Origin of the sequence: Pantoea sp. BL1, assembly GCF_000963985.1 — a bacterium.
GTDB lineage: Bacteria > Pseudomonadota > Gammaproteobacteria > Enterobacterales > Enterobacteriaceae > Pantoea > Pantoea rwandensis_B.
In genome coordinates, this window is sequence record NZ_JZRH01000035.1 from 1 (window position 1) to 26,355 (window position 26,355).

29 protein-coding genes are annotated in these 26,355 nt (G+C 53.0%); 14 read left to right on the forward strand and 15 right to left on the reverse strand.

Going from position 1 to position 26,355, the window contains the following annotated elements; all coding sequences use genetic code 11:
• Window positions 1-50: 50 nt before the first annotated feature.
• From VH86_RS16810 to VH86_RS16820, 3 genes are all read right to left on the reverse strand, one after another.
• Entirely contained in the window at window positions 51-1,886 is a 1,836-nt protein-coding gene (locus VH86_RS16810; protein ID WP_045833580.1) for a methyl-accepting chemotaxis protein, read from the reverse strand.
• A gap of 137 nt (window positions 1,887-2,023) precedes the next feature.
• Window positions 2,024-2,665 (reverse strand): aspartate/glutamate racemase family protein, encoded by a 642-nt coding sequence (locus tag VH86_RS16815; RefSeq protein ID WP_045833581.1) that lies wholly within the window; start codon window positions 2,663-2,665, stop codon window positions 2,024-2,026.
• Between the two features lie 118 nt (window positions 2,666-2,783).
• The gene (locus tag VH86_RS16820; RefSeq protein ID WP_045833582.1) at window positions 2,784-3,695 is read right to left on the reverse strand and encodes a LysR family transcriptional regulator; all 912 of its coding nucleotides are present in this window, start codon (window positions 3,693-3,695) and stop codon (window positions 2,784-2,786) included.
• Between the two features lie 111 nt (window positions 3,696-3,806).
• Here VH86_RS16820 and VH86_RS16825 point away from each other — a divergent pair, with 111 nt between their 5' ends.
• The 3 genes from VH86_RS16825 to VH86_RS16835 all read left to right on the forward strand — a co-directional run bounded on the left by VH86_RS16825 (window position 3,807) and on the right by VH86_RS16835 (window position 6,282).
• Window positions 3,807-4,247 (forward strand): ester cyclase, encoded by a 441-nt coding sequence (locus VH86_RS16825; RefSeq protein WP_045833583.1) that lies wholly within the window; start codon window positions 3,807-3,809, stop codon window positions 4,245-4,247.
• 16 nt (window positions 4,248-4,263) lie between these two features.
• The gene (locus tag VH86_RS16830) at window positions 4,264-5,184 is read left to right on the forward strand and encodes an NADP-dependent oxidoreductase (protein ID WP_045833584.1); all 921 of its coding nucleotides are present in this window, start codon (window positions 4,264-4,266) and stop codon (window positions 5,182-5,184) included.
• 180 nt (window positions 5,185-5,364) lie between these two features.
• Entirely contained in the window at window positions 5,365-6,282 is a 918-nt protein-coding gene (locus VH86_RS16835; protein WP_052696626.1) for a formyltransferase family protein, read from the forward strand.
• Window positions 6,283-6,322: 40 nt separating this feature from the next.
• Here the strand turns inward: VH86_RS16835 and VH86_RS16840 are convergent, their stop codons facing one another.
• Window positions 6,323-7,372, reverse strand: a complete 1,050-nt coding sequence (locus tag VH86_RS16840; RefSeq protein ID WP_045833585.1) for an NAD(P)-dependent alcohol dehydrogenase — start codon at window positions 7,370-7,372, stop codon at window positions 6,323-6,325.
• A gap of 110 nt (window positions 7,373-7,482) precedes the next feature.
• Here VH86_RS16840 and VH86_RS16845 point away from each other — a divergent pair, with 110 nt between their 5' ends.
• The gene (locus VH86_RS16845; protein WP_045815513.1) at window positions 7,483-7,914 is read left to right on the forward strand and encodes a helix-turn-helix domain-containing protein; all 432 of its coding nucleotides are present in this window, start codon (window positions 7,483-7,485) and stop codon (window positions 7,912-7,914) included.
• On the opposite strand, the gene VH86_RS16850 is transcribed toward VH86_RS16845, so the two are convergent.
• The gene (locus tag VH86_RS16850; RefSeq protein WP_045815512.1) at window positions 7,856-8,680 is read right to left on the reverse strand and encodes a helix-turn-helix transcriptional regulator; all 825 of its coding nucleotides are present in this window, start codon (window positions 8,678-8,680) and stop codon (window positions 7,856-7,858) included. The genes VH86_RS16845 and VH86_RS16850 overlap by 59 nt on opposite strands.
• Window positions 8,681-8,783: 103 nt before the next feature.
• Between VH86_RS16850 and VH86_RS16855 the strand changes: the two genes are divergently transcribed.
• On the forward strand, window positions 8,784-9,674 hold the full coding sequence (locus VH86_RS16855; protein ID WP_045833586.1) for an SDR family oxidoreductase: 891 nt from the start codon (window positions 8,784-8,786) through the stop codon (window positions 9,672-9,674).
• Here VH86_RS16855 and VH86_RS16860 read toward each other — a convergent pair.
• On the reverse strand, window positions 9,659-10,573 hold the full coding sequence (locus VH86_RS16860; protein ID WP_045833587.1) for a LysR family transcriptional regulator: 915 nt from the start codon (window positions 10,571-10,573) through the stop codon (window positions 9,659-9,661). The genes VH86_RS16855 and VH86_RS16860 overlap by 16 nt on opposite strands.
• A 102-nt stretch (window positions 10,574-10,675) precedes the next feature.
• On the opposite strand from VH86_RS16860, the gene VH86_RS16865 reads away from it, so the two are divergent.
• Complete coding sequence (locus tag VH86_RS16865) at window positions 10,676-11,851, forward strand: MFS transporter (RefSeq protein WP_045833588.1); 1,176 nt, start codon at window positions 10,676-10,678, stop codon at window positions 11,849-11,851.
• Between the two features lie 241 nt (window positions 11,852-12,092).
• Here the strand turns inward: VH86_RS16865 and VH86_RS16870 are convergent, their stop codons facing one another.
• Both VH86_RS16870 and ptsJ read right to left on the reverse strand, forming a co-directional pair.
• Window positions 12,093-12,812, reverse strand: a complete 720-nt coding sequence (locus VH86_RS16870; RefSeq protein ID WP_045833589.1) for a type 1 glutamine amidotransferase — start codon at window positions 12,810-12,812, stop codon at window positions 12,093-12,095.
• A gap of 34 nt (window positions 12,813-12,846) precedes the next feature.
• A complete protein-coding gene (gene ptsJ, locus VH86_RS16875) occupies window positions 12,847-14,175 on the reverse strand; it encodes a transcriptional regulator PtsJ (RefSeq protein ID WP_045833590.1) in 1,329 nt (442 codons plus the stop codon).
• A gap of 69 nt (window positions 14,176-14,244) precedes the next feature.
• Between ptsJ and VH86_RS16880 the strand changes: the two genes are divergently transcribed.
• The 5 genes from VH86_RS16880 to VH86_RS16900 all read left to right on the forward strand — a co-directional run bounded on the left by VH86_RS16880 (window position 14,245) and on the right by VH86_RS16900 (window position 17,947).
• A complete protein-coding gene (locus tag VH86_RS16880; RefSeq protein WP_045833591.1) occupies window positions 14,245-15,054 on the forward strand; it encodes a YggS family pyridoxal phosphate-dependent enzyme in 810 nt (269 codons plus the stop codon).
• A gap of 3 nt (window positions 15,055-15,057) precedes the next feature.
• The gene (pdxY, locus tag VH86_RS16885) at window positions 15,058-15,915 is read left to right on the forward strand and encodes a pyridoxal kinase (protein WP_045833592.1); all 858 of its coding nucleotides are present in this window, start codon (window positions 15,058-15,060) and stop codon (window positions 15,913-15,915) included.
• Window positions 15,912-16,142, forward strand: coding sequence for a hypothetical protein (locus VH86_RS16890; RefSeq protein ID WP_045833593.1), 231 nt, complete (start codon window positions 15,912-15,914; stop codon window positions 16,140-16,142). The genes pdxY and VH86_RS16890 overlap by 4 nt, the downstream gene beginning before the upstream one ends.
• Window positions 16,143-16,174: 32 nt before the next feature.
• Complete coding sequence (locus tag VH86_RS16895) at window positions 16,175-16,618, forward strand: NUDIX domain-containing protein (RefSeq protein ID WP_045833594.1); 444 nt, start codon at window positions 16,175-16,177, stop codon at window positions 16,616-16,618.
• A gap of 126 nt (window positions 16,619-16,744) precedes the next feature.
• Entirely contained in the window at window positions 16,745-17,947 is a 1,203-nt protein-coding gene (locus VH86_RS16900) for an MFS transporter (protein WP_045833595.1), read from the forward strand.
• A gap of 272 nt (window positions 17,948-18,219) precedes the next feature.
• Here VH86_RS16900 and VH86_RS16905 read toward each other — a convergent pair whose 3' ends face one another.
• Both VH86_RS16905 and VH86_RS16910 read right to left on the reverse strand, forming a co-directional pair.
• Window positions 18,220-19,041 carry a Cof-type HAD-IIB family hydrolase gene (locus VH86_RS16905; protein ID WP_045815508.1) on the reverse strand — a complete coding sequence of 274 codons (822 nt, stop codon included), beginning with the start codon at window positions 19,039-19,041 and terminating at the stop codon, window positions 18,220-18,222.
• 61 nt (window positions 19,042-19,102) lie between these two features.
• Entirely contained in the window at window positions 19,103-19,816 is a 714-nt protein-coding gene (locus VH86_RS16910; RefSeq protein ID WP_082082871.1) for a TetR family transcriptional regulator, read from the reverse strand.
• Window positions 19,817-19,897: 81 nt separating this feature from the next.
• Between VH86_RS16910 and VH86_RS16915 the strand changes: the two genes are divergently transcribed.
• Window positions 19,898-20,569, forward strand: a complete 672-nt coding sequence (locus tag VH86_RS16915; RefSeq protein ID WP_045833613.1) for an O-methyltransferase — start codon at window positions 19,898-19,900, stop codon at window positions 20,567-20,569.
• Between the two features lie 32 nt (window positions 20,570-20,601).
• Here the strand turns inward: VH86_RS16915 and dksA are convergent, their stop codons facing one another.
• Window positions 20,602-21,021 carry an RNA polymerase-binding protein DksA gene (gene dksA, locus VH86_RS16920; protein WP_045815505.1) on the reverse strand — a complete coding sequence of 140 codons (420 nt, stop codon included), beginning with the start codon at window positions 21,019-21,021 and terminating at the stop codon, window positions 20,602-20,604.
• Window positions 21,022-21,093: 72 nt separating this feature from the next.
• Between dksA and VH86_RS16925 the strand changes: the two genes are divergently transcribed.
• Window positions 21,094-21,321, forward strand: a complete 228-nt coding sequence (locus VH86_RS16925) for a hypothetical protein (protein ID WP_034822387.1) — start codon at window positions 21,094-21,096, stop codon at window positions 21,319-21,321.
• 1 nt (window position 21,322) lies between these two features.
• Here VH86_RS16925 and VH86_RS16930 read toward each other — a convergent pair whose 3' ends face one another.
• Window positions 21,323-22,513 (reverse strand): GTP-binding protein, encoded by a 1,191-nt coding sequence (locus VH86_RS16930; RefSeq protein WP_045833596.1) that lies wholly within the window; start codon window positions 22,511-22,513, stop codon window positions 21,323-21,325.
• Here VH86_RS16930 and VH86_RS25785 point away from each other — a divergent pair.
• Window positions 22,508-22,696: a hypothetical protein gene (locus VH86_RS25785; RefSeq protein ID WP_156149359.1), complete on the forward strand. Its 189-nt coding sequence runs from the start codon at window positions 22,508-22,510 to the stop codon at window positions 22,694-22,696. The genes VH86_RS16930 and VH86_RS25785 overlap by 6 nt on opposite strands.
• Here VH86_RS25785 and zigA read toward each other — a convergent pair whose 3' ends face one another.
• The 3 genes from zigA to VH86_RS16945 all read right to left on the reverse strand — a co-directional run bounded on the left by zigA (window position 22,697) and on the right by VH86_RS16945 (window position 26,092).
• Window positions 22,697-23,908, reverse strand: a complete 1,212-nt coding sequence (gene zigA / locus VH86_RS16935; protein WP_045833597.1) for a zinc metallochaperone GTPase ZigA — start codon at window positions 23,906-23,908, stop codon at window positions 22,697-22,699.
• 159 nt (window positions 23,909-24,067) lie between these two features.
• Window positions 24,068-25,174 (reverse strand): ABC transporter substrate-binding protein, encoded by a 1,107-nt coding sequence (locus VH86_RS16940; protein WP_045833598.1) that lies wholly within the window; start codon window positions 25,172-25,174, stop codon window positions 24,068-24,070.
• Between the two features lie 162 nt (window positions 25,175-25,336).
• On the reverse strand, window positions 25,337-26,092 hold the full coding sequence (locus tag VH86_RS16945) for an IclR family transcriptional regulator (RefSeq protein ID WP_034822379.1): 756 nt from the start codon (window positions 26,090-26,092) through the stop codon (window positions 25,337-25,339).
• Between the last annotated feature and the right edge of the window lie 263 nt (window positions 26,093-26,355).

Sequence of the window (26,355 nt, forward strand, 5' to 3'; positions counted from 1 at the left end):
TCCTTAACTGATCGGCATTACGGCCATCAAGCCGCCCTATCTTTAAAAAATTAACACCCCGCGCCCTGCAAGCGGAACTGCGCAACCAGCCGCTCCAGCATCATCGCCTGTTCTTCCAGCGAGTTTGCCGAGTGCGAGGATGCGCTAACCAGCGTGGCGTTTTGCTGGGTCGTGGTATCGAGTTCACCCACCGCGCGAGCAATTTGTTCAATACCACGGCTCTGCTCATCGGAAGCTGCAGAAATTTCCTCCATGATCTCATTCACGCGCGCAATGCTACCGAGAATCTGATCCATGGTTTCACCTGCACGCGCTACCTGCTGATGCCCGTTACTAATCCGGCTCACCGATTCACTGATCAGCTGCTCAATATCTTTTGCGGCACCGGCGCTACGCTGTGCCAGGTTGCGCACTTCACTGGCGACCACGGCAAAACCACGCCCCTGCTCACCGGCTCGTGCCGCTTCCACTGCCGCGTTCAGTGCCAGAATATTGGTCTGGAAAGCAATACTGTTAATCACCGCGGTGATATCCGCAATTTTCTTCGAGCTGTCGGAGATTTCACCCATAGTGCTGACCACGTCGCGCACCGCTTTGCCGCCCTGATTGGCGTTATGCGAAGCTTCAGCAGCAATCTGGCTGGCTTGACGCGCGTTCTCGGCGTTATTTTTCACGGTAGCCGTTAACTGCTCCATGCTGGCAGCCGTTTCCACCACCGCCGCCGCCTGCTGCTCGGTGCGTGATGACAAATCGAGGTTGCCCTGATTGATCTCGCTAGCGGCTTGCGACACGCTACTGACGCTATGCAACACATCGCCAATCATACTGCGCAGACGGTCGTTCATCCGCCCCATCGCCGAGGTCAGCTTGCCGAGTTCATCATGACGGTCGGTGGTAAACTGTGAGCTTAAATCGCCGCTGGCAATGCGCTCCGCCAACTCAAGGTTGTGGAATACCGGGCGTGTAATCTGACGGATGATGTACCACGCCACCAGCACGCCAAACAGAATCGCCAGCCCCCCAATCAACAGGGATAGCGTCGCGGAACCGTTCGCCAGTTCATCGTTACGCTCCTTCACGATGGTAATGATCTTTTTGATCGCCGCGCTGCTCTTATCACCCGCGACTTTTACCGTGTCTTCTGACGCACGCAGCTGACCGTAGCTGTCCGCCGCTTGCAGGCTGAGATCTTTAAAGCGTTCGGTATCCTGCCACAGCGCGGTAAATCCGCCCTGCTGTTCGGGTGGCAGCTGAGCCAACAAGGCTTTCATGCCCTGGTCGGCCTGCTGGAAATGGGTTTGCAAGGTATTGCGCAGGGTATCAGTGACATTGAAGCGCAGCGCCCAGGCTTCTTCACGCACGTTGCTGATAGCGAAGAGCTGCTCGTAAATCTGGTTAGTCAGTTCTGGATTGGTCACTGGCGTACGGATCAACTGCGTGTAGCGCGAGGTCATGTCTTGCTGGCTCAGAGAATCGAGCTGTGCTCGCTGGCTATTCAGCTGCTGTGTAGCTTGCGTCATTGCGCCAATACTGTTCTGGAAACTGGCGAGATGGGTATCCAGTTCCTCCACCAGCGCGCGGGCATTGTCTGTCCAGGAGAGTTGTTTAGCCTCACGATTGAGCTGCTGGGCATGCGCCACATAATCAGCCATCACTTTGCCAGATTTATCATCACCATAAAGATATTTGAGGCGGTTAATTTTGGCCTGGAACACCTCAATGTTGATGTCATAGATCAGATTGGTTTTCTGATAAATGTCGTGAATCGCGTTGAAGCGCTGCACGCTGATGCCGGTGGCCAGGGCCACTAACAGCAACACAATGCCAAATCCTGCTGACAATTTCCGGGTGATGCGTACATTACGTAAACGGGATACCAGCCCCATGTTCCCTCTCCTGCGAATGTTGTTTTTGTAAATTCTGGTAAGGGAGTTATCGGAGCGAGGAGGGATTTGTTTATCGCTGAGATCACAAAAAAACGATTACAGGATGTTATGCGCCGCCAGGTGGCGGCGCGAGCAGGTTATCGTGCGGATTGCGGGGCTAACTGGCTGATAAACAGGCCTGCAGCGCTCACCGCATCCACCGCCACTTTCCCTAACTGCTGGCGAATACTGTCACCCAGCGCGATGGTAGAAAAACCCGTGCAGGAAAAAGCGATTACCTCGATGCCCTCGCGATAAAGAGTATCAGCGCAGGCCAGGGCGCTGGCACGACCTTCTGCACTGAGCAGATCCGTGGTGTTCAACACCCCTTCCGGACGCGCGTAACGCACGGATTCACCCAGCAGCTGGCGGAAAGGCGCCGGTGCCGCCGCACCAATCCCCATCACGGCCACTGGGCGTTTCAGCATGCGAGCAATACTTGCTGAAGCCGAACCGGCGCTGATGACGGGAATGGATACGGCATCACGCAGTGCTGCAAGACCAGGATCGGCGGCGCAACTGAGAAACAGCGCATTGCAGCCATCGGACTCTAATTGCCGCCCGAGCGTAACGATCTTAGGCACCGCCAGCGCTTCACTGACATCATCGAAAATGCCTTTGTGCTGATCGGGGATCGCCCGGCTAATTGAGTTGATAGCGTATTCCTGATGAATCAGCCGACCATGTTCTTCGACAAAGTGCTGATCTGGATGGGTTAATACGCGGATTATCCCCAGCATGGCTGTTACTCCTGGTCTGATGTTAAACGGGTTTGCAAAGCGACTTGGTTTTTTATTGTGTCGAGTAACATGGCAGTTTTATGCAAAAGCGGCAACACGTACCCGCCGCTGGTTTGACCTACAATGCTGCTCCGACTTCCGCGATCACACCGCGTAACCACTGATGCGCCGCACTGTCCTGCGTCCTGCGATGCCAAAGCAGATCAAATGGAATCGAGGGCAGTGCCAACGGCGGTTCAAACATGATGATGTCGCCCTGGCTGGCTGAAGTGGTGCCCACGCGGCGCAGTACCGTTGCCACATAATCCGTTCCCGGCAAGAGCGCGGGTACGGTAAACATGGTGGGCAGCGTCAGACTGATGGTGCGCGCCAGCCCTTGCTCACGTAACTGCTGATCCACCAAGCCGTAATGGTTACCTTCGGGTGACACCAAAATATGACGCATCGACAGAAACGCTTGCAGGTTCATGCCTTTACGCGCTACCTCGTGGTCACGCCCGACTAAGGTGACAAAATCGTCGCGTAGCAATGGTTGGGAAAGAATTCGGTTTTCTGCTTTGGTTGGCGGTACGCCTACGGCAATATCAATCTTCCCCGCATCGAGTAGCGCAACAACCTCATCGCGATCAATAAAATAACGCACATGAATCGTGCAATGAGGTGCCACTGCCGCCAGCTTTTTGGTTAACGCCGGCAGCAGCACATGCATCGGATACTCCGTCAATCCCAGGGTAAAACTGCGCTGTTTAGCCGTGGGATCAAAGACCTCTGCGGGCTTCATTAAATGACGCACCTGCCCTAACGCATCGGCCACCGGTATCGCAATCTCCTGCGCTTTCGCCGTGGGTAACAAGCCTTCAGCGCTGCGGATAAACAACGGATCGTCAAAAACACGACGCAAGCGAGAGAGCGCGGCACTCATCGCCGGTTGGCTTACGCCAGCCAGTGCCGCAGCTTTAGTGACGTTGCGCTCCAGCATTAAGGCATTGAATGCCACCAGCAAGTTAAGATCGAACCCTTCAAAATTCATATTTTGTATATTGCTCTATACCAATCATTTGTTGGATGGATAGTGTCAGATTCAGGAATACTGCACAAGCCGGTGAGATGCACCGCTAACTAATCCAATAAGGTTTCCAACATGTCTGCCACACAACCACTGAACCAACGCCTGCAAGCTGAACGTACTGCGGTAGAAAACCTCTATCGCGCTTTTAGTGATAAAAACCCCGACTTGCTGGATCTGGCGGTAACACAAGACTGGGATGACATCCCACTGGCACCAGGTCAGGGGCCGGGACCCGAAGGATTTAAACCTTTGCTGGCAGGTTTTATCGCCGCGTTCCCGGATATCAACATCATCGTGCACGACATGTTGCAGGAGCCGGGAAAGATTGCTGTGCGCGCAGAAATTACCGGTACGCACCAGGGTGAGTTTATGGGCATTGCGCCCACCGGTCGTCGCGTTAGCGTGCGCCTGCACGAATTCCACTTACTCAACGGCGAGCGCGTGACAACCACCTGGCATATGGAAGATTGGTTTGCCATGTTCCAGCAGATTGGCCAGTTCCCCGCACTGTAATTTTGAGGAATCGAGGATGAAAGCAGCCTATATCAGCACCTTCGGCGGTGCGGAAAACATTCAGTATGGCGAACAAACGCTCGCCATCAATGATACCGATAGCGTGACAGTACGCGTCAAAGCCAGCGCGTTAAATCCGTTAGACAGCAAAATCATGGCGGGATACATGGAGCAGGTGTTCCCGGTGCAGATGCCTTACATCGTTGGCTCCGATTTCAGTGGCATCGTTGAGGAGGTGGGCAGTAATGTGAGCCAGTTCCGCCCGGGCGATCGTGTGGTCGGCCGTACCGATCCTTGTGCCGGTGGTGCATTAGCTGAGTTCGTGGTGATCAATGCCCATGAGTTGGTCTCGCTTCCTGATGAAATGAGCTTCGAGCAGGCCGCTGCGATACCGACGGCTTACGGCACCGCGCATCTGGCGCTGTTCGGTAAACGTAAACTACAGGCAGGCCAGCGTGTGCTGATTCATGCAGGTGCAGGCGGTGTAGGGTCTTTTGCCATTCAATTAGCCAAGCAAGCGGGGGCTGAAGTGATAGCGACCGCTTCGGCGAAGAATATTGCCATGGTGACCTCGCTTGGGGCGGATGAGGTGATCGATTATCGCAGCCAGGATTTCACCCAGATTGCCCCGGTTGATGTGGTGTTAGATCCCTTTGGCGGCGAAGCCCTGGAGCGCTCATGGCAAGTGTTAAAACCCGGTGGACATATCGCTACGTTGGCCGACTTTGCCATTACCGATTGCGGTGACCGTCACGGCCATGCCGTTTTCTTTGCCGATGCCACGGTTGCCCTGCCCCAGGCCATGCGCGATTTCAGCAACGGTAACTTGCAGATAGTGATCGATTCCATCCATCTGCTGGAACAGAGCCGCGCCGCGCTGGAGCGCGTTGCCTCCGGCCATGCATGCGGCAAAGTGATTGTGAGAAGTGGGCGCTAAGATGCCCGGGCTCGCCGCCACACACATCCAATGAGAGTGGCGGCTAACTCTTCAAACACTCGCGCTTCGCCTAACGTCCACAGATACAGATGTCATTTCAAATGCGATGGTTTAAGCCAGGCATAATCTTCCCCTGCTATGCTGAGCACCAGACGTTAATCAGTGTTCACAGGCGGAAGAATGAAAGTCGTGTTATGTGCGTATCATGAGATGGGATGCGCGGCGCTGGAGAGTTTACAGGAAGTGGGATTTGAAGTGGCTTGCGTGTTCACCCACGCGGGCGCCCATCAGGAAAACAGTTTTTTTGACTCAGTTGAAGCCATGGCGCGACAACTTCAGATCCCGGTGTTTTGCCCGGATGATATCAATACGCCGGAATGGATTGCCAAAATCTCGTCACTGGAACCCGATGCGATTTTCACCCTGTCATATCGTCAGGCTCTCTCCCCTGCTTTGATCGCCACCGCCAGGAAAGGGGCATTTAACGTGCACGCGTCATTATTGCCTGCCTATCGCGGTCGTGCCCATCTTAACTGGGTGATTATCCGCAACGAACGCGAAACCGGGGTAACGCTGCATCGTATCAATCATGTTCCGGACGGCGGGCCAATTCTGGCGCAAAGTCATGTCACCATCACTGACGACGATGATGCAGTGTCATTGCACCGTAAACTGGTGCGCACGACGCGGGAACAATTGCCAAACTGGCTGCGCGCACTGCGTGCGGGGAGTCTGATGGAGCGCGTGCAGGATGAAAGCCTCGCCAGCGAACCCGGACAGCGAAAGCCTGAGGATGGACAGGTTCACTGGCATCAATCTGCTGATGAGATTCATCGCCTGATTCGAGGCGTCGCTTATCCGTGGCCTGGCGCGTACAGCCTGATAGGTGAACAACGCTTTATCGTGTGGAAAAGCCGTGTGCTTGCCCAGCCGCATCAGCATGCGCCGGGGTCGATTATTTCCATTGAGCCGCTTTTGATCGCCTGTGGCGAAAATGTGCTGGAGATTGTCGCGGCAGGGTTATCGCATCACGACAACCTCAGCGCGCCGCAACTGGTGCAGCACTTTTCACTGCACGTGGGGATGTCACTCAACTAACATTTGTCTGGCGATTTCAGGCTGAAATCGCCAACGTCTATCACCAGCGGGTAGCCGCCATATCAATGACGAAGCGATACTTCACATCACCCTTCAGCATACGCGCAAAGGCAGTTTCCACTGACTCACCCGCAATCAATTCGATATCTGCCGTGATGTTGTGTTCGCCACAGAAATTCAACATCTCCTGCGTCTCTTGAATACTGCCAATCGACGAACCGCTAATGCTTAAACGGCGGAACACCATCGGCGTCACGTCAGGAGATTGATGTGGTTGCTCAGGAATCCCCACCAGCACCAGACGGCCATTGGTTTTTAAGGTCGCGAGGTACGGGTCGAGGTCGTGTGGCGCGGAAACGCAGTCGATAATGAAATCGAGAGAGGTTTGAGCCGCTGCCATCTGCGCATCATCACGTGACACCACTACACGGCTTGCGCCGAGACGGCGTGCATCAGCGCCCTTCTCCGAAGAGGTGGTGAACAACGTGACTTCCGCACCCATCGCGCTCGCCAGTTTCACCGCCATATGTCCCAGGCCGCCTAAACCGACCACGCCCACTTTATCGCCTGCTTGTACGTTGAAGTGACGCAACGGCGACCACACAGTGACACCTGCGCAGAGCAAAGGTGCAACGCCCGCCAGCGGCAAGTTTTGCGGTACTGACACCACAAAATGCTGATCGACCACCACATTCTGCGCGTAACCGCCCCAGGTGCTGTCGCCCGAGTGCTTGTCCATACCGTTGTAAGTCGGCGTAAAACCGGCTTCGCAATACTGCTCTTCCTGCTGCTGGCAGAAGTGGCACTCGCGGCATGAATCGACCATCACGCCGACACCCACAACATCACCAACCTTGAAGTTTGTGGCCGCTGTACCGGTTTCAACTACGCGCCCCACGATTTCATGGCCGGGCACCAGTGGATAGCGACTGACCGCCCATTCATTACGCGCCATATGGAGATCGGAATGGCATACGCCGCAGTACAAAATGTCGATTTTCACGTCCTGCGGTTGCAGTGGACGCAGCGCGATCTGGCTGGATACTAGAGGTTTTGCCGCGTCGTGAGCGACTAATGCGTTGATTTTCATGGTGCCTCCGCAAGGTGCTGGCGTAATTGAATTGAAGGCGGCAGACTATAGTCAACGTGGTGCAGAAATGATAGTAGTCACCTTTTGGTGACCATAAAGGAGTGACACTGATGCCAGCCTGGGTTGACGGTAAGCTGTTTTTTTATGCGGATTCCCCTCCGCGTCGCTTGATGGATCTGTTCTCGCTGAAGTGGAGCAGTATGGTGCTGCACGCGCTTTATCACTGGCCGGAAAAGCGTGCGCGCACCGGTGAGTTGCAGCGCAGCTTGCAGGGGATTTCAAAAAAGATGTTGTTTCAGACCCTGAAGGAGCTGGAGCAGCGGGGGCTGATCGCCCGCCATGTGTACGATGTGATTCCACCGAAAGTGGATTATCGCTTAACGCCGTTAGGATTAACCTTCGCAGCGCCGATTGAACAGATGTATCAGTGGGGGCTGGAAAATCAGGCGGCGCTCGATGCGATGGAAGACAATTTGCGCAAGGCTACGGACGTGCCATCAGACGCGCCACCGTCTCTCGATCCCTCGACAAGCGCGGATTAAACACCACCAGACTCAAGCCAGGCTTGCCTTCGACCGCAAACGTGCTGTATTCGAGTTCCAGCACACCTTCATCCGGTAGCCACAACTGTTTGATACCTTCCCCGTGTTGGCTGACTTCTTGCGATTGCCATAGCTGGCGGAAGGTTTCACTCATCTCACTGAGTTCTTCTACCAGCGCGCGCACATGCTCACTGGCACCGGTGCGCGCCACGTCGGCACGGAAATTCGCGACCATGTTACGCGTGACCTGATGCCAGTCCGGCAGGCGCTTTTTCATCTCTTCATGACTGAACATCATCAACAAGATGTTGCGCTGTTCCGGCGGCAACTGTGCGTAATCAACAAACACTTTGGTCGCCGCATGATTCCAGGCGACGACCTGCCACTCTGCGGTTTTCACCAGCGCCGGGGTTTGCGTCATGCTATCGAGCACTCGCTGCAAGGAGGGCGACACATCCACACCCGCCTGCCAGGTGACGCCCGGCAAACGGTTTTGCGCCAGTAAAAACAGATGATCGCGCTCGGCGGCACTCAATTCTAACGCTTTGGATAATCGCTCCAGCACCTCTTCAGAAGGCGCACCGCCTCTGCCCTGCTCCAGCCAGGTGTACCAGGTGGTGCTGACACAGGCGCGCACCGCCACCTCTTCACGGCGTAAGCCGGGTGTACGACGGCGCAGCAACGGATAGCCGAGTTTACTCGCATCCAGCCGTTGGCGGCGTTCACGCAGGTAGTTCCCGAGCAGATTGTCGTCTTGTAGGGTCATGGCGTTATCCTGTTAGTGCATATACCTGTATAAGCTCACGACTGTTCGCCGCGCCGGAGACTTTTATCATAGTGCTTCAACAGCCAGAAATAGGAGTACGAATATGCGACTTTTTGTGACCGGCGCAAGCGGCTTTATCGGTTCGGCCATTGTGAATAAACTGCAGGCACGCGGCGTGGATGTGCTTGGACTGGCGCGTAGTGATGCCTCTGCTGAGAAACTGCATCAGCAAGGTGTGCAGGTGATTCGTGGGGATCTGGAAGATATTGCCAGCCTGCGCAGCGCCGTTGAGCAGAGCGATGGCGTGATCCACGCGGGCTACATCCACGATTTCAGCCGGATGGATCACGCGGCGGCAATCGATCAGCAGGCGATTCTGGCAATGGGCGAAGTCCTTGCCGGATCAAACCGCCCGTTGGTGGTCACCACCGGCACGGCACTGGTGTCACCGGGACGTCTTGCTGTAGAGCAAACCAAACCGGTTTCCGGCGGTCATCCTCGTTCCGACTCCAACATTGCCGCGCTCGCCCTGGCTGATAAAGGCGTACGCGTGTCGCTGGTGCGCTTACCACCGACCGTTCACGGCGCAGGCGATCATGGTTTTGTGCCAATGATCATCAATATGGCGCGAGAGAAAGGGGCTGCGGTGTATATCGGTGACGGCAGCAATCGCTGGCCAGCAGTACATCGTGATGATGCCGCCGAGTTGTTCTGCCTCGCCGCTGAGCACGCCGAAGCCGGCACGATTCTGCATGCGATTCAGGAGGAAGGCATTGCGTTTCGTCAGATCGCCGAAACCATCGGCACCGGTTTATCCCTGCCGGTAAAAAGCCTGACGCAGGAAGAAGCCAAAGAGTGGCTGGGCTGGATGGCGTTCTTTGCCTCCGTGGATAACCCTGCATCCAGTGAATGGACGCGCCAGACGTTTAACTGGCAACCCACCGGGCCGGGATTACTGCAGGATATGCGCGAAGCGGGTTATTTTTCCCGATGATTTCGCACTGCCTCTTGTAGGAAATCAATAAACGCACGGCTTCGCGCGGGAAGAAAACTACGCTCCTGATAGAGCAAAGCGATCTCAAGAGGGGCAGGAACGAGTTCAAGTTCAATCACTTCCAGCCGCCCGTCACGGATATAAGGTTCACAAGCCTGCGCTGAAAGGATGGCAAACCCGACGCCTTTCAGTGCTGCTTGCAGTGCCATCTCACCGCTGTCGACACGAAACGGGCTCGTCACATTGATATGTCGAAACCCTTTTCCCGTCGTGAGAAATTGCCATGCCTGCCCCTGAAGAGCGCTAACGGTAGTGATACAGGGCAGAGCCAGCAATTGCTCTGTGTGCGTAGGTCTTGGGAACCTTTGAAGCAGAGTGGGCGCCGCAACAATCTGGCAGGGCAATAAGACCAGCTGTTGAGCAATCACATCACTGCTGGCGCGCGCGCCGCGACTGATATCAATCACAACATCGCAGTCTTCCCACAAAGCATCAGCCCCCTGAAGGTTGGTCATACAGTGGAGTTCTACCTTGGGATACCGCAGTGCAAAGTCAGCCAGCAGATTGCCAAACACCACCGGCCCAACGCCACTCGGTAAACACACGCGTAGCAATCCTTCCGGTTCAGTTTTCGCGTGGCTTAGCCTGGCTTCCGTCTCATTAACCGAGTCCAACAAGGGGCGCATGCTGTCAAAAAACATCTGCCCTGCGTCGGTAAGCTTCATGTGACGCGTACTTCGCTGTAATAGTCGCATCCCCAACCGTTCTTCCAGTTGGGAAATTTGGCGACTCACATTCGATGCAGGCATATTAAGGGCCCGCGCCCCACCGATAAAACTGCCTTTTTCTTCGACGGTGACGAAGACACGTAAGACATTTAAATCGATTTTACTGCGCATCTATTATCCCATTTATGATAATTAATCGTCTCACTTTATCTCTCTAATCATAATGATGCACGGGCAATAGACTAGGCCTCTTGTAACTTAATGGAGCAAACTATGCCTGTCCTCACCCCGCAATCAGATTCATTCGCTGTGATCCGCATCGCTGTGATTATCGCTTTTGTTCAGTTCACGAATGCCCTCGAATACATGATGTTTAATCCGTTGTTTGCCTACATGGCGTCTCAATTTTCAGTGCCTGTCACTTATGCAGGCTATGTCACGGGGACTTACACCCTGGGTTCAGTGCTATCCGGGTTATGTATTTGGAAATGGATTGACCGCGTTAACACCAAACGATTTTTACTGTGGAATATGGCGCTTTTAGGCGCTTTGACGGTGCTGATCACCTTCGCGATCGATTATTCCCTGCTGCTGGTTCTAAGATTTATGGCGGGCTTAGTGGGGGGAACAACCATGGGCGTAGGGATGAGTTTATTAATCAACCTCGCGCCAGCGGCCTTACGAGCACGGATGATTGCCACCGTCATTGCCGCTTTCTCTGTGGTCAGCATTGCAGGGATGCCGACCATGCTGTTTTTGAGCACCCATTTCGGCTGGTATAGCGCACCGAGACTCATTGGCTTGCTGTGTCTGATAGGTTTGCTTCTTATTGCCGGGTTTATTCCTGATGCTCCGCGCAAAATATCCACTCAATTATCGGTAGCGCTGACGCCAGAATGGTTTTTTTTCGCCAGCGGGAACGCCATCGCACAATTTACCCCTATGCTCATCATTCCTGCTTTGGTGCCTTTATTGACTCAACACATGCAGGCTGTGAGCGCCTCGCTGCCAATGTTGTTCTTCATCGGTGGCATCGCAGGGTTAATGGCGACAAAACTCACCGGAAAACTATTGGCTCACTGGTCCAGCTACACGTTAGCCGTAATCTTAACGCTGATATTACTGGTCAGCATGCTGCTTCCCGTGACAGGTTTGCATGCCAGAGCATTATTCATGGGACTGTTTCTGAGCGGAGCTTACGGTCGATTGGTGGTGGTATCTTGTGTGACCGCGAGATTTCCAAATGAGTGCAGTCGGGCTGGTTTCCTGTCCCTGCAAACGGCGCTGATGTCATTGAGTACCACCCTCGCCTTTTTTGTTTCGGCCATGACTTTTGAGATAGCCGCGCCACTACCGATCATATTCTGGGTATTGGTGGTCGGCAGCGCATTACTCTTGCCACCGCTGATTAATAGGATGGAAAAAAGGTTAGCGAGGCGTGAAGCTTGAATTGATGCCGATGTTGAGGGGGATACATGGCATTGCGTGACCGTCTGCTGTGTGCCAAAAGCGGAAGTTGAAGCTGGCAAAAGCTCAACGGCCATGCCATCAATTTTTGGCTTAGCAAATGAGGAAATCTGACAGCTATCAGCAAGCGCTGATCAAAGGATGTAGCAGAGGGTTATCCTGAGTGCTTCTGGATCTAATCAAGAATGCCCGGGGACAGATGTCTCCGGGCACCGGTTCGTGCTTAAGCTGATTTGTAACGTGCTTCCAGCTTATCCAGGAAGCCAAACAACACCTGATTCATTTCACTGTAATCGTGCGCGCGCAGTTCTTCTGGCGTGTTCACGAAGCGATATTGTGCGGCGCGACTCAAATCTTTTTCAGAATGCGCAATCAGCAGTTCAACGACTTCAAGCGTCAGTTCCATATGGCACTGGAAACCAAACACGCGATCTGAGTATGCAACAATCTGTCGCGGGCAACCTTCGCTGTAAGCAATGATTTTTGCGTCCGGGGTCAGGCCTGGCATATCGTTATGCCAGTGTCCGACCTCCAGCGTACTGCCAAAGTGAGAGAACATCTCATCTTTGCTGCCGTCTTCCGTCAGTGTAATCGGGAATTTGCCAATTTCTTTTTCTGGGCTGTGCGCGAAAGGCGCGCTCAGGGCTTCACCGATCAACTGAGAGCCGAGGCAGATACCGATAACGGCCTTACCGGCTTTAACGGCTGAAGCAATCAAACCCTGCTCGCCTTTCGAATCAAAATGCGGGCACTCTTCAAGTGTGGTAGCCGGATCCTGTGGACCACCCATCACGATCAGGAAATCAATCCCTTCAGCGTTCGCTGGCAGCTTATCACCAGCGTAAACGCGTGAATATGTTACATCATGGCCGTGATTTCTGGCCCAGGTTTCGTAGGCACCAGGTGCTTCAAAATCTTCATGTACGATGAAATGTACGCGCATTGCAGAGAACTCCATAAGTGATGAACCGGCCTGTTCAGGCCATATTTGTGGCTTGTATCTGACGCTGCTGAGCCAGAATCCCGGCCAGGGACTTTGCGATTAGTTCAGTTTCCGGTGCATCAAGATCTGAGACGGTGATCCGCACCCCGGAACAGGCATTATCCAGGATGAAGCTTTCTCCGCCCCGAACCAGCCAGCCCCGCTGCGCCATTTGCATAACCGTAGTCGCGCTGTTTTGGGCAAGCGGGACCCACACGTTTAAGCCATCGTGATGACCTGACACTGTGACACCGAGCTGTTTTAACGTGCTGACCAGCAGCTCACGCTGACTGAGATAACGATCGCGTGCGGCAAGAATTGATTGCTGAAACTCAGGCGAACGCATATGACCTGCAGCCATATCCTGCAGGATGTGACTGACCCAGTTAGTACCGGCATTCAGGCGCTGACGCAGACGCTGTGAGGTTTCGGTATCACTCGCGACAAAAGCCATACGCAAATCGGGTCCAATAAACTTGGACATTGAGCGGATGAGCACCCAGTTACGGGTATTTTCCGGAACAACGTGGTGATAATCCTGTGTGGAAAGCAGCGAAAAGTGGTCATCGACAATCACCAGAACCTGAGGATAGCTTGCCAGCAATGTGCGAATGCCTTCTGCCCGTGCTGCGCTGAGGCCAAACCCAGTTGGATTGTGGGCGCGAGGTGTGATGATTACTGCCTGCACGCCAGCAGAAAGCTGTCGAGAAAGCGCCTCAATTTGCATTCCTTCCGCATCGATTGCCACGGGAGCGGCCTGAAGCCGGCTGTGTCGCAGAGTACTGATGCTGCTGAGGAAACAGGGATCTTCAACGGCAACGCGATCGCCTGCAATCAGATAGCTGGCAAGTACCCTTTCAACCGCATCAACAGCACCATTGGTCAGATTTAAATCGAAAGGTGTTCTGAGATCGGGCTGAAGCCATTCAAGACCTGCTGTTTCAAGTTCCGGACGGATTGCGGGCTCGCCATACAGCCCCGGTGGATTTCGGATATACACAGCAAGCTGGCTGACAGAGGGTAGAACCGAAGCCGATGGATTGCCGCTGGCAAGATCACGAAGCACCATATCTGGCGCACTACCTTCAATATCAATGGTCGCGATGGATTCACGCACGACAGTGCCGTTTCTGCCTCTCGATATAACAAAACCTGCGTCCGTAAGGCGCTTATATGCGAGGGCTACCGTATTGCGGTTAATGCCCAGCTCACCCGCCAGTTCGCGCAGTGTAGGAAGCATTGTTCCGGGAGCAAGCTCGCCAGCCTGAATCATTGCACGGATTTGATCGAAAATTTCACCCGCAGTTTTTCCGTTTATCTTCATTGATCTGGTACAAATAAAAGTTTAGCCTAGGACAATATTAAATGAATACCGAGATCTTGTCTATACGCCATGAAAAACATCGAAACCAGCGCCGAACAATCTCCTGCCCCTGATACTCAGCCTCGTCACGATATGCATAATCGATGGCCCCGGGCAGAAAGCGTGCAGGACTTCATCAACAATCTGGCCGCTGTTCAGATCAGAATAGATGCGGCGTGCCAGCGTGCGGGACGTGATACCTCCGACGTTCGTCTTCTCCCGGTCAGTAAAACGATGGATGAGCATCACATCCGGCTGGCTCACAAAGCGGGTTGCAAACTGCTGGGTGAAAATAAAGTGCAGGAGGCCTGGGTAAAATCACACGTTATGTCTGATCTGACTGACCTGAAATGGTCTGTCATTGGGCATCTTCAGTCGAATAAAGCCAGGCTGGTTGCCAGATTTGCCAGTGAGTTTCAGGCTCTGGACTCGCTCAGTACGGCAGGGATACTGGACAGACGTTTGCAACTGGAAGAGCGCACGCTGGACGTATTTGTTCAGGTGAATACCTCTGCTGAACCCAGCAAATACGGTCTTGCACCGGAAAACGTAGCCGACTTCATGGCACAGCTGAGTCCGTTTAAAAACTTGCGCGTTATGGGACTGATGACGCTTGCGGAGTTCACTTCAGACGCCGATCGCGTCAGGGCCTGCTTCATCCGTTTGCGCAACCTGCGCGACCAGCTTGCTGATGCATATGGCAACCTGCAGCTCTCGATGGGGATGTCGGGGGACTTTGAAATCGCGATTGAGGAAGGTGCCAATGTCGTGCGCGTGGGTCAGGCAATTTTTGGTGCCCGCTCGCTACCCGATGATCACTTCTGGCCTACCGGAGATTAAGCGATGCTTCCCAGTCATCTCCCGGATAAGCGTTCCTGCCTGCCAGCTGAAGTAGTTTCCATACAGTCTCAGGTCATCTATGGCAGCGTAGGAAACAGCATCGCATTACCCGCGCTGGCAAAGCACGGATTACGTGTGCTTGCGGTACCCACATTCCTGCTCAGTAATACGCCGGATTATCCCAGTTGCTACGGTGGTGAGATTGCCGACGAGTGGTTTTGCGGTTTCCTGCAGGGTATCCACGAACGAGGGCAGGACCGCCGGTTACGTGCTGTTATCACAGGTTACCTCGGCAGCCCCTCTAAAGCAGAACACGTCAGTATCTGGCTTCGCCAGATCGCGGCAAAGAATCCCGACACGCTGATTGTTGTCGATCCGGTGATGGGTGACGTTGACACGGGCTATTACGTCGAACAGGGGGTGGGACACTGGTATCGCCATCACCTGTTACCGCTGGCGACCGGCCTGACGCCTAACCTTTTTGAACTGGGTTGTCTTGCTGGAAAAACGCTGATTTGCGAGAGGGACATCATTAATGCCGCCCGCACACTTCTTACCGGCAGAACACGGTGGGTTGTCGTGACCAGCGCCTCACGCAGAGAAAATAACCGACTGATCAAGGTTATCTGCGTCACCGCCAGCTCAGTGCATATCGTTGAGCACCCGGCACATGAGAACGCGCCAAAGGGCACCGGCGACCTGTTTACTGCAGAACTTACAGCAGGCCTGTTGCGTGAGCTACCGCTTGAGCAGGCCGTTGATAACGCCTGTGCGGCGACGCGACGCTGCGTGCTGAATTCACTCATTGACGGCACCGGCATCCTTGATATCCGGACATCTGATCCAGAGGAATTAAAATGATCGCAACGCACCGACTCAGCATTTACCGCAATGAGATTCTGGTTGGCAATCTTGACTGCCAGAGTCATCAGACTGAAGCACTGATTACGACGATCCAGAAAGCGCTCTCTGTCGAAGAGGGATGGTCTTCAGTCCGATGGGTCTCGGACCAGGAAAAACGCATTCTGGAAAGCAGCCCTGCCGGTATCAAAATAATCAGCAGTGAAAAAATCTTCCGCGCAGTATGAAGTTATCTGCCCTTTTAATTTAAGAGAGAACCATGAGCAACAATCAGGCTATCCGCATCGCTTCTGCCATTATTACCGACGAATCCGGGCGCTGCCTTTTGGTCAGAAAGCGCGGCACGACTCACTTTATTCAGCCCGGTGGGAAAATGGAACACGATGAATTGCCCGTCGCGGCCTTGACGCGTGAGCTGAAGGAGGAGCTGAATCTCAACCTTGCGGGCGAAGATTTCAGCTACGTCGGGCGCTTTACTGATGAAGCGATAAACGAGCCGGGACGCGTGGTCATTGCCGAGATATACCACGGCGTAACTGCTGCAACCAATTTTCAGGCTGCCGCGGAAATCGAAGAAGTTATCTGGTATTCCCCTGACAGCACGCAACCGGTATTACTTGCGCCGTTGACAGAAAATCATCTGATGCCCCTGGTGGCAGCCCTGCATCAGAGCAGTTCATCACAAATCATGAAAGGTGGTTGAAACGGGTTCAGGCACTCATTCCCGGCTGGACCCGCGGCATGCCAGATGTATGCACTTTCAGCTGTTTGCTATCAGAAAACACGATCACTTAAAAAATAAATTCAGCCGTACTGACAGGGATTTTTTATGAATCATGCATCGGCCGCTGTGCGGCCTAAAACGTACCTAAACGTCTTACTTATTCTGGGTGTGACACACCTGCTTAACGACCTTATCCAGTCTCTGATACCCGCGGTTTACCCGATACTGAGAGATAAGTATCAGCTCGATTTTATTCAAATCGGGGTTATCACACTGACATTCCAGATTGCGGGTTCGCTGTTGCAACCTGTGGTTGGCGCAGTAACTGACCGCCGTCCCTTCCCTTACTCAACGGTAATCGGAATGCTGTTCACGTTATCAGGACTGATAGGGTTGGCTTTCGCTCCTGCTTACAACCTCATTCTGGTATCAGCCGCGAGTATAGGTATTGGTTCTTCTATCTTTCATCCCGAAGCAACACGAATGGCGCGCTACGCGTCAGGTGGAAGACAGGGGCTTGCCCAGGGGATATTTCAGGTTGGCGGTCAGGCTGGCGGCGCAATGGGGCCACTTTTTGCGGCACTGATAATTGTCCAGCGCGGGCAGCAGAGTCTTGCATGGTTTGGCGTTCTGGCGGTCATGGCCGTTGGACTGATGGTCTGGACCGCAAGAAGACATGATGTGATTAAGACCAGCTTCATCGAATCGGTAAAGGTTAAGAGCAAAAGCGGACATAAGGTGAAAACGTACCCTAAAGCGATGGTGACTACAGGCCTTATCGTCCTGACTTTGCTGATGTTCTCTAAAAACGCCTACGTTGAGAGTTTCCGTTCTTTCTACACTTTTTACCTGATTGACCACTTTGGCGTTTCAGTCCGAACGTCCCAGTTTATGCTTTTCCTGTTTCTGTTCTCATCTGCGGTAGGTGCTTTACTAGGTGGTATTCTGGGAGATCGGATAGGGCGTTATAAAATTATCTGGATTTCAATACTTGGCCCTCTGCCGCTGACGCTGATTCTGCCTTATGCTGATTTCCACTGGACAGTTGTACTGACTGTCGGCATTAACCTGATCATGGCGAGCGCATTCGCTTCCATTCTGATTTATGCGATGGAACTGGCCCCAAATCGTATTGGGCTTGTTGGCGGGTTATTTTATGGACTCAACTTTGGACTTGCCGGGATAGCAGCGGCAGTGTTGGGTGCGCTGGCTGATAAAACAGGTATTGAGAACGTTTACTGGCTTTGTTCATTCCTGCCATTGGCGGGATTGCTTGCGTGGTTCCTGCCTAAAATTGAAAACAGTTAGCGTTACGTTCGTTCTGAAAATCAAACAAGTCACGTTTTGGATGCAACTGTGATTTGAGTTGGATTACTCATGGACGAGTTTCTATTGAAGATTAATGTCCGTTGTTCGCTCACAGCTGCCTGTCAACCTGGCCGCATTTTGTTGGCGTTGATCAAGTAAAATGCAAACGGGTAGTCAAATGAATGCAAATACCCAAATTGTTAAAGGTCGCGGCAGAATCGTTCGCCCAGCTGAAAGTTTAGCCCTGGCTCGATAGACTCTGCCGCGAGGAATTAACCAAACGGCTCTTCGCGTGCCAGCAAGCGTGCAATCACGTTTAGCGCACCTTCGTCGTTGTTGCTATCGGTTTTATAACGCGCAACGGCGGCCACAGGTGCCGCTGCATTGGCCATCGAAAAGCTGTAACACGCCTGACGCAGCATTTCGAGGTCGTTGGCGCTATCGCCAATCGCCAGTACTTCGCAATCGTCGATGCCCCATTTTTCCTGCAGCAGCGCGATGCCGTGTGCTTTGTGGCAGCCGGGAATGATGAGGTCGACAAAACCAAAGCCGCTGGAGACCGGATGCATAATGTTTTCAATCGCGCCCAGTTCTTTGTGCAGACGATCCATCAGGGCATCCACCCCTTCGTGGGCCAGATTCAACGAAAACTTAAAGATGGTGTCATCGATATCGTAGAGATTGTCGCGTTTTTCCAGGCGATGATAGTGATTCGCCAGCATCGCAATCACTTCCTCCGGCATCGAGGTGTGCACATAAGCACCATTGCGACCGCACACCACGGTGCTGATATCCGGCTCTTTCGCCAGAATATCCAAAATTTGATGGACACGTTCTGGCGCGAGTTCACCGCAAAAGATCTCTTCATTGCTGTCTGACACCCAGGCACCGTTCTCGGCGACAAAGGCGATTTCATCTTTAATGTCCGGAAAGTAGCGTTGCAACTGATAATATTGATTGCCACTGGCGACCACAAAACGAACGCCTTTCTCTTTCAACAAGGCGTACTGGCGCGCAAATCGTTGAGCGTTGTACTGTTTGTTGTCATCGAGAAAAGTCCCATCCATATCCACCGCAATCATTTTTACTGCCATCTTGCTCTCCCGTATCGGTTAACCAGCATTCCTTCCAGCTGTGAAAAGGTTTTCATAGAGCTTACTCGCGGTGTGGATTAATGAGAATGGTAATAATGAGATTGTTAACCGCTTTCAGAGATTTCCAGTGCCATCTTTTACTGCAAAACGCCCCTTTTTCCCTGATCCAGACACAGAACATCTCAGCCATATCCCGTGCGTAGTCCTGAATTTCCACCTCAGAGCGCGGTGTTTCGGAAAAATGCTTACCCACGTTACCCAGTGTGCTGTTGATCAGATCCGCAGCGCGCAGACGTTCTTTCTCTTCCATCTGGGGCAATAACTCATACAGAAATTCACTTACCACATTTTCCCCCGCCGCTCGTGCGGCCGCCACTTCTGGCGCATCACGATACAAGGGTGCCGCATCGTTGAGTGCGGTGCGCATGGCGGCTTCTTCACATTCGGAGTGTAAAAACGCCCGTGTGAGCTGATGCAGACGTTCACGCGGTGGCACAGCCCGATCGCGCAGGATCGATCCTAAGAGATCGCCAGTTCGCTGCCATTCCTCGCTTTGTAAGCGGAAAAGAATAGCCGCTTTATTGGGAAAGTATTGATACAGCGATCCAATACTCACACCGGCACGCTCTGCCACGCGTGCCGTGGTAAATCGCGTGGCGCCTTCCTGTTCCAAAACCTGAGTAGCGGCTTGCAAAATCGCCGAAACCAGCTCACTGGATCGCGCTTGTTGCGGCCTTTTTCTCTCTGAAATCTTAGTGTTACGACGTTCAGCCATCTGATACTCCTGAACACGAATAGTGAAATGCGAATGATTCATCGTATTCTGAACGCACAGTTTAATCCACGGGGAAACATCATGAATACTTTAACGTCTGCGCCTTTAGCGCCACTGCTTAACTATCTCTTTGAACTGGCCGACAACATGGCACATCCGACCAACGAAGCTTTTCACGCCATGTCTGATGAAGAACAAAATCGCCTGATGCAGAGTAAAACCGATTATCTGGAACTTTATGGCCACCTGAAAAATGTGCCGCTGGCGGTATCACGTGAGACCGGCAAACTGCTGTATATGCTGGCGCGCAGCAGCAGAGCACAATCTATCGTTGAGTTCGGCACGTCATTCGGCATTTCGACGCTGCATCTGGCCGCGGCGGTGCGCGATAACGGTGGCGGTCAAATCATTACCAGTGAATTCGAACCGGGCAAGGTTGCCTTAGCGCGTAATCATTTTGCGGATGCGGGCGTGAGTGATTTGATCGAGGTACGCGTTGGCGATGCACTGCTGACTTTAAGCGAAGCGATGCCAGCATCGGTGGATATGTTGGTGCTGGATGGTGCGAAAGCGATTTACCCAGAGATTTTGGCGTTGGTTGAGCTTTATTTTCGCCCTGGGGCACTGATCGTCGCCGATGACGCAGATTTCAGTCCGGAATATCTGGCGCGCGTGCACAGCGGGAACGGCTATATGTCTTTGCCTTTCAATGATGGTGTGGAAGTGTCCATGTGGGTGGGACGTTCACAGTAATCAGCACCCAGAGCCTGCGCTCTGGGTGATTTTTATTTCCGATACTGCGCTTCAACACGTTCCTGCTTGATCTTGGCATCAATGGAGAGTTCTGCGGTGGGGCGTAGCAGCAGACGAGCCAGGCCAATGGGATCGCCCGTTTCACGGCAGTAGCCGTATTCGCCTTGATGGATGCGCTGCACTGCCGCATCAATTTTGGGTAGCAGACGACTTTCACGATCGATCTGGCGAAACAACAAGCGCAGTTCTTCTTCGCGTATCGCTTTGTCCGCTTCATCCCCCTGCTGTTCACTGCGTTGCAGTTGCGTTTTCAGGTAGTCGATATGTTCGAGCAGTTCCTGACGCTCGTGTCGCAATAAGCGCAAAAAGAAATCACTTTGGTGAGCATTCATATACTCTTCCGGCGGCATACTGAGAAGGTTTTGCTGCTCTCCTGCTGTAGGTTTGGTCATGTTGAAAATCCTTAACAGCCTTGTGTTAATGTTATATCGTCACATTTCAAATCATTCATTGAGGTTGCTGCGATGAAGACCACTGTTCCTCTGCTGCTGATTGCCATAGCATCGGCAAAAGCAGGTGCCTTTCAGGCAAAGATTGATACGTTAAAACTGGCGCAAAAACCGGATACCGCAGTGGCTAACGTCGATTTGACGCAGCCTCTTGCGACGGCAGAAGTGCATGCGGCGCTGTTAAAGCCCGTATCCGGCTGCCAGTGTCCGTTCTGTACGCAAATGCGTGCGCTGGCAGGCTAACTCAGGCGGATACGCGCGCCACGCGCTGCGGCCAGGGATCGGCAAATTCACCGCCACTTTGCCACCATGTAATCTCCTCTTCATTGAGAAAGCAGCGTTTCAAGGCGACGGTGAAGGCTTTCACTTCATCCGGTTCACCGATCACTGTTAAACTGCATCGTCGATCGCCAAATCGCCCCGGCATTTTGGCTACCGCCTGTTCAACCGCCGCGCGCTCCTCTGCCGTTAACGGACTATCACGATGATTCAGGATTCCTGCTTTCCAGTAACTGATAAATTCCAGATTGATGCTGCCTGTGGCCTGATTCCATAACAGCGCTAAATCATCGCGCGTCGGCAACCAGAAAAAGCCTTTACTGCGATAGATGCCTGCGCCCATAAAGTGGTGGCAGGTATCCCACAATCGCTGCGGATGAAAGGGCCGATCGTCATGAATCACTTCTGAGACCATTTGCCACGCTGCGGGATCAATGGCATCCACCTCCTCTGCCAGTTCGTCAATCAGCCCCACCACACGTTGGAAATCGTATGGTGGCATCGCCAGCAATTCGCTCAGTGACAAATTTCCCCATGGCACCGCCATCACCGCCACATAAGGATTCAAAGGATGAATCGCCTGAGCAATGCGGGAAATGCTGGAAGCAGGCAGCCGATCATTTTTGGTGAGCAGCAAATGGCTGCAAAACATGATTTGTTCTGCCAGTAGATTCTCGATACGCCGCTCATGGCGGGTCAGGTTGGCCTGTAAACGAGGAATCAGCGCCTCGCCCTGCTGGTAATCGTCATTCAGCATCACGCTGTCGACCAGCGATAGGAATCCATTGAGTTGCACCCTGGCATGGTCGCGGAAATAACGCACCAGCGGCAATGGATGACTGCTGCCAGAGGTTTCCAGCAGAATCAGATCCGGACGATGTGCGTTGAGCATCGACGCAAGTGCGGCATCGAGTTTTTCGATACCCGTTCGGCTGCTGATGCTGTCGGCTGAGAGCGTGATGAAATTATGTTTACTGGCGTTGACGATTTCAGTGTTGGCAATCAGCACGCCATCGACGTCCAGTTCGCTCATATCATTGACGATGACGCAGACGGCGAGTTGCTCTTTATGCGCCTGAATCAATAAGCTTTTTAATAGCGTCGTTTTGCCTGCACCGAGAAAACCGTTAAGAATGGTAAGGGGGACTTTTTGCATTGTGACCTCTTGCTGCCGCCCGTTGCGGCCTGGGTTTGCCATCCCTGGCGTCATGCCGTTCCGTTAAGCCATGCACTGCCAGAGTGGCAATTGGGGAGCCGAGCGATTGACTGCGCTTCACTCAATCAGAAAGGTGTTGCCAGCCGCTCAGTTCATTGCACCGTGCCTGGCGTGCGTCTGTGATCAGTGAAACCAGGGATCAAACGGATCCGGATACCCGGCCCAGTTTTCCGGCCCCTGAGCCATCTCTTCATCAGTCAGCAGCGCATTTTCCAGTTGGTTGCGCAGACCGGCTTCATCCATTTCAATCCCGATAAACACGATTTCCTGACGCGCATCGCCGGTGCCCTCTACCCAGTTCTGCATGATGTATTCCAGCGTTTCGGGATCTTCCGGCCAGCGTTCTTTTGGCGCACTGGCCCACCACATGCCCGCTAAGCCCTGACGCGTCACGCCACCGGCCTGTGACCAGGAACCGGCATAATGGGGACGACTGGCGAGCCAGAAGAAGCCTTTAGACCGGACTACGCCTTTGAGATCGCCTTCGATGACGCTGGCGAAGCGGGTGGGATGAAAAGGACGACGTGCGCGAAACACGAAGTTGCGAATGCCGTACTCTTCGGTTTCCGGCGTATGTGAACCACGCAGTTCCTGTAACCAACCTGGCGCTTGTGAGGCCGCATCAAAATCAAACAAACCGGTATTCAGCACTTCATTCAGCGCAACCTTGCCAAACTCAGAGGTTACCACGCGTGCGCGCGGATTGAGGGAGTGCAGTATCGCCAGCAAGCGGGCTTTTTCCGCTTCATCAATCAGGTCAGTTTTGTTCAAAATCAGCACGTCACAGAACTCAATCTGATCCACCAGCAAATCGACTACCGTACGTTCATCTTCTTCACCCAGCGATTCACCCCGGGATTTAATGCTTTCGTTGGATTCGTAATCGCGCAGGAAATTAAAGCCGTCCACGACGGTCACCATGGTGTCGAGCGCAGCGACTTCTGACAGGCTCTGACCGTCTTCATCGGCAAAGGTAAAGGTCTCCGCCACCGGAAGTGGTTCGGAAATCCCGGTGGATTCGATCACCAGGTTATCGAAACGGCCATCTTTTGCGAGGCGATCGACCTCCAGCAGCAAATCTTCACGCAACGTGCAGCAGATGCAGCCGTTACTCATCTCTACCAGTTTCTCATCAGTACGAGAAAGCTCAGCCCCACCCTCTCGGACTAAGGCGGCGTCGATATTCACTTCCGACATATCGTTCACGATGACGGCGACGCGGCGACCTTCGCGGTTGTTAAGAATATGGTTAAGCAGCGTGGTTTTACCTGCGCCGAGAAAGCCGGACAGGACAGTAACCGGCAGCTTTCTAAAATTCGGGGATAGTGATGACATTGCGACTCCTTCAACATGGCCAGTGCAGGTGCGGTGACATGCCACACCCAACGTTATAATTGATATGTTATAACATAACAATTACGCTTGTCATGATGTCAGAGAAAGATTGTCGAGAAGGCATAAAAAAGCGGGCCTTTCTCGGCCCGCTCAATCACATTACTGATTGTTGGGGTAGCTCAGATCAATCGGTTCATCTGGCAATTTTGTGAATGTTTTCACAATGGTATGGAAATCTGCGGTGGGTTTCAGATCGGCAAACTGCTGTGGATAGAGATCCTTTGCCAGAATTTCCATGCCGATGATGTTGTACGGGTGGTTGTAGAAATGATGGTACACGCCATACACACGCCCCTTTTTCACCGGTTCAATTTGTGCCAAACCCGTACGCTGAAGCAGAGTCTGGAACGTGGCGTTGATCTCTTTTGGCTGCACGCCGTAACCAAATGGCAGCACATTCGTGTTCGGACGTTTAGAGCCAGACATGATGTAAACATCAGGCTTCATGGCAATGATTTTTTCCAGCGCAACGAACCCGGCATTGCCCGGCAGCAATTCCGAACCAATATTCTTGCCACCAACGGCTTCGACCAATCCGCCCCAACCGTTATGGCTGTGGGTAAAGCAGCAGTTATCGCTGTTACCGGCAATCGGTTCAATGAACACGGTCGGTTTATTCTTCACCTCGGCGACGCCTTTGATGATGCGATCAAACTTTTGCTGGTAGAAGTCGGTATAGGCTTTTGCTTCGCTTTCGCGGTTCAACACTTTACCCAGCAGCGTGACGCTCGGTGCGGTGTTTTGTGCCGGGTGCAGTTCATAATCCACAAACACCACGGGAATATGCAGATTATTCAGCGTATTCAACACACCTGATTGTTCCAATGCCGGTTTAGCACGCAGCTGGGCAATCATCATGTCGGGCTTTTGCGCCAGCACGCTTTCTAAATTCACCTGTCCCTGATCGCTGAAGCCCATATCAACAATTTTGGTCGCTTCCGGCCATTTGCCTTTCAGCAGATCCCAGGTTTGGGTGTCCTGTTTTTTCGGCAGGTTATTCCACGCCACCACGCGCTTGAACGGGTCATCACGATCCAGCAACGCCAGCGTCAAAATATCGCGGCCATCCTGCAGGATGATGTGTTGTGGTTCTTTATTGATGGTTTGCGTGTGACCGTCCATGTCGGTGACGGTTAACGGATAAGTGGTAGCCGAAGCTGCCGTGGAAGCCAGTAATCCCATTGCCAGTAGCAGGCGCGTTTTCATCCTAAAACTCCGTGGTAAAAAGAATAGTTATTATTATCAATTACCTTAACACAACCTTAAGGGCCGAAAAATAAACATCAGGACAATGGGTTGTAACGGATTGAGTCAAAAAGGATGGGTTGGTTTGCGTAGGGTGCGCATTGATGCGCACCTGGACATGTATTAAGTAAAATCTGACAGCTTCTGCCCGGAGGTAATCAACTCCTGCAACAGCATCTGCCGACGCTCTTGCGACGTATCACGGCTCACCATAAAGCAGATCGCCGCCACCGCCTGGCCGCTGCGGGAACGAATCGGTGCCGCCATACAGCAGGTAAAGCTTTCGGAGAGACCTTCCGTCATGCAATAGCCCAGCTTACCGGCATGATGGATTTCATCGAGAAACGCCTGCTTATCGAGAATCTGCCCGCTGGCGAGACGGTAATCTTCTTCTGGAATCAAATCGAGGATCGCGCTGTCAGACCAGTTGCTGAGCAGCAAGCGGCCAGTCGCGGTCCAGGTGATGGGCACGCGTACGCCGATATCTGAGGTGATTTTGAAGGGGTGCGCGTTGCTGCTCTCGGACAGCACCACCGTGTATTTGTTGCCTTCCAGCATGCAAAGCTGCACGGTTTCGCCGTGGCGCGCCACAATCTCCACCATCAACTGATGGGCACGACGGATGAGGTCATTGTGCGCCATGTAGTCTGCACCGTAATAGTGCATTTCGCGACCGAAAAACACCGCACCATCTGCATCTAATTCCACCAGCCCGGCTTCACTGAGCAGGCTGACCAACTCATAAACGCTGGATCGGGGTGCGCCGGTGGCATCGATCAAATCGCGCATCGCCATCGGCTGACGGGCAATATGCAACTGACGGAAAATATCAATAACCCGGTCAACACCGCGCGCCCGTGACGGTTTTTCATCCGGCATACGCTCACTCCCCTGTTGCATTGGTGCGATTGGAATACATGAAAAAAGAAAAGCATCATACACCCCAACGCAACAATTACCCATCCCCGTAAAAATAAAAATTAATCACTGACGTTATATTATGGCGATCTATTTTGGGGCCTCATTTTGGCGCAATCGTTTTTCGCTGACATTTGAAATGTTCGACAAAGGTCACATTATTATTAAACAAACACTCTCCAAGAGATTTATTTTGCGATCCCGACTACATCACAAAAAATTAA

Excerpts from the sequence above, each read along its gene's own strand:
- VH86_RS16810 (WP_045833580.1), bottom strand. The coding sequence starts at position 1,886 with ATGGGGCTGGTATCCCGTTTACGTAATGTACGCATCACCCGGAAATTG.
- VH86_RS16815 (WP_045833581.1), bottom strand. The coding sequence starts at position 2,665 with ATGCTGGGGATAATCCGCGTATTAACCCATCCAGATCAGCACTTTGTC.
- VH86_RS16820 (WP_045833582.1), bottom strand. The coding sequence starts at position 3,695 with ATGAATTTTGAAGGGTTCGATCTTAACTTGCTGGTGGCATTCAATGCC.
- VH86_RS16825 (WP_045833583.1), top strand. The coding sequence starts at position 3,807 with ATGTCTGCCACACAACCACTGAACCAACGCCTGCAAGCTGAACGTACT.
- VH86_RS16830 (WP_045833584.1), top strand. The coding sequence starts at position 4,264 with ATGAAAGCAGCCTATATCAGCACCTTCGGCGGTGCGGAAAACATTCAG.
- VH86_RS16835 (WP_052696626.1), top strand. The coding sequence starts at position 5,365 with ATGAAAGTCGTGTTATGTGCGTATCATGAGATGGGATGCGCGGCGCTG.
- VH86_RS16840 (WP_045833585.1), bottom strand. The coding sequence starts at position 7,372 with ATGAAAATCAACGCATTAGTCGCTCACGACGCGGCAAAACCTCTAGTA.
- VH86_RS16845 (WP_045815513.1), top strand. The coding sequence starts at position 7,483 with ATGCCAGCCTGGGTTGACGGTAAGCTGTTTTTTTATGCGGATTCCCCT.
- VH86_RS16850 (WP_045815512.1), bottom strand. The coding sequence starts at position 8,680 with ATGACCCTACAAGACGACAATCTGCTCGGGAACTACCTGCGTGAACGC.
- VH86_RS16855 (WP_045833586.1), top strand. The coding sequence starts at position 8,784 with ATGCGACTTTTTGTGACCGGCGCAAGCGGCTTTATCGGTTCGGCCATT.
- VH86_RS16860 (WP_045833587.1), bottom strand. The coding sequence starts at position 10,573 with ATGCGCAGTAAAATCGATTTAAATGTCTTACGTGTCTTCGTCACCGTC.
- VH86_RS16865 (WP_045833588.1), top strand. The coding sequence starts at position 10,676 with ATGCCTGTCCTCACCCCGCAATCAGATTCATTCGCTGTGATCCGCATC.
- VH86_RS16870 (WP_045833589.1), bottom strand. The coding sequence starts at position 12,812 with ATGCGCGTACATTTCATCGTACATGAAGATTTTGAAGCACCTGGTGCC.
- ptsJ (WP_045833590.1), bottom strand. The coding sequence starts at position 14,175 with ATGAAGATAAACGGAAAAACTGCGGGTGAAATTTTCGATCAAATCCGT.
- VH86_RS16880 (WP_045833591.1), top strand. The coding sequence starts at position 14,245 with ATGAAAAACATCGAAACCAGCGCCGAACAATCTCCTGCCCCTGATACT.
- pdxY (WP_045833592.1), top strand. The coding sequence starts at position 15,058 with ATGCTTCCCAGTCATCTCCCGGATAAGCGTTCCTGCCTGCCAGCTGAA.
- VH86_RS16890 (WP_045833593.1), top strand. The coding sequence starts at position 15,912 with ATGATCGCAACGCACCGACTCAGCATTTACCGCAATGAGATTCTGGTT.
- VH86_RS16895 (WP_045833594.1), top strand. The coding sequence starts at position 16,175 with ATGAGCAACAATCAGGCTATCCGCATCGCTTCTGCCATTATTACCGAC.
- VH86_RS16900 (WP_045833595.1), top strand. The coding sequence starts at position 16,745 with ATGAATCATGCATCGGCCGCTGTGCGGCCTAAAACGTACCTAAACGTC.
- VH86_RS16905 (WP_045815508.1), bottom strand. The coding sequence starts at position 19,041 with ATGGCAGTAAAAATGATTGCGGTGGATATGGATGGGACTTTTCTCGAT.
- VH86_RS16910 (WP_082082871.1), bottom strand. The coding sequence starts at position 19,816 with ATGGCTGAACGTCGTAACACTAAGATTTCAGAGAGAAAAAGGCCGCAA.
- VH86_RS16915 (WP_045833613.1), top strand. The coding sequence starts at position 19,898 with ATGAATACTTTAACGTCTGCGCCTTTAGCGCCACTGCTTAACTATCTC.
- dksA (WP_045815505.1), bottom strand. The coding sequence starts at position 21,021 with ATGACCAAACCTACAGCAGGAGAGCAGCAAAACCTTCTCAGTATGCCG.
- VH86_RS16925 (WP_034822387.1), top strand. The coding sequence starts at position 21,094 with ATGAAGACCACTGTTCCTCTGCTGCTGATTGCCATAGCATCGGCAAAA.
- VH86_RS16930 (WP_045833596.1), bottom strand. The coding sequence starts at position 22,513 with ATGCAAAAAGTCCCCCTTACCATTCTTAACGGTTTTCTCGGTGCAGGC.
- zigA (WP_045833597.1), bottom strand. The coding sequence starts at position 23,908 with ATGTCATCACTATCCCCGAATTTTAGAAAGCTGCCGGTTACTGTCCTG.
- VH86_RS16940 (WP_045833598.1), bottom strand. The coding sequence starts at position 25,174 with ATGAAAACGCGCCTGCTACTGGCAATGGGATTACTGGCTTCCACGGCA.
- VH86_RS16945 (WP_034822379.1), bottom strand. The coding sequence starts at position 26,092 with ATGCCGGATGAAAAACCGTCACGGGCGCGCGGTGTTGACCGGGTTATT.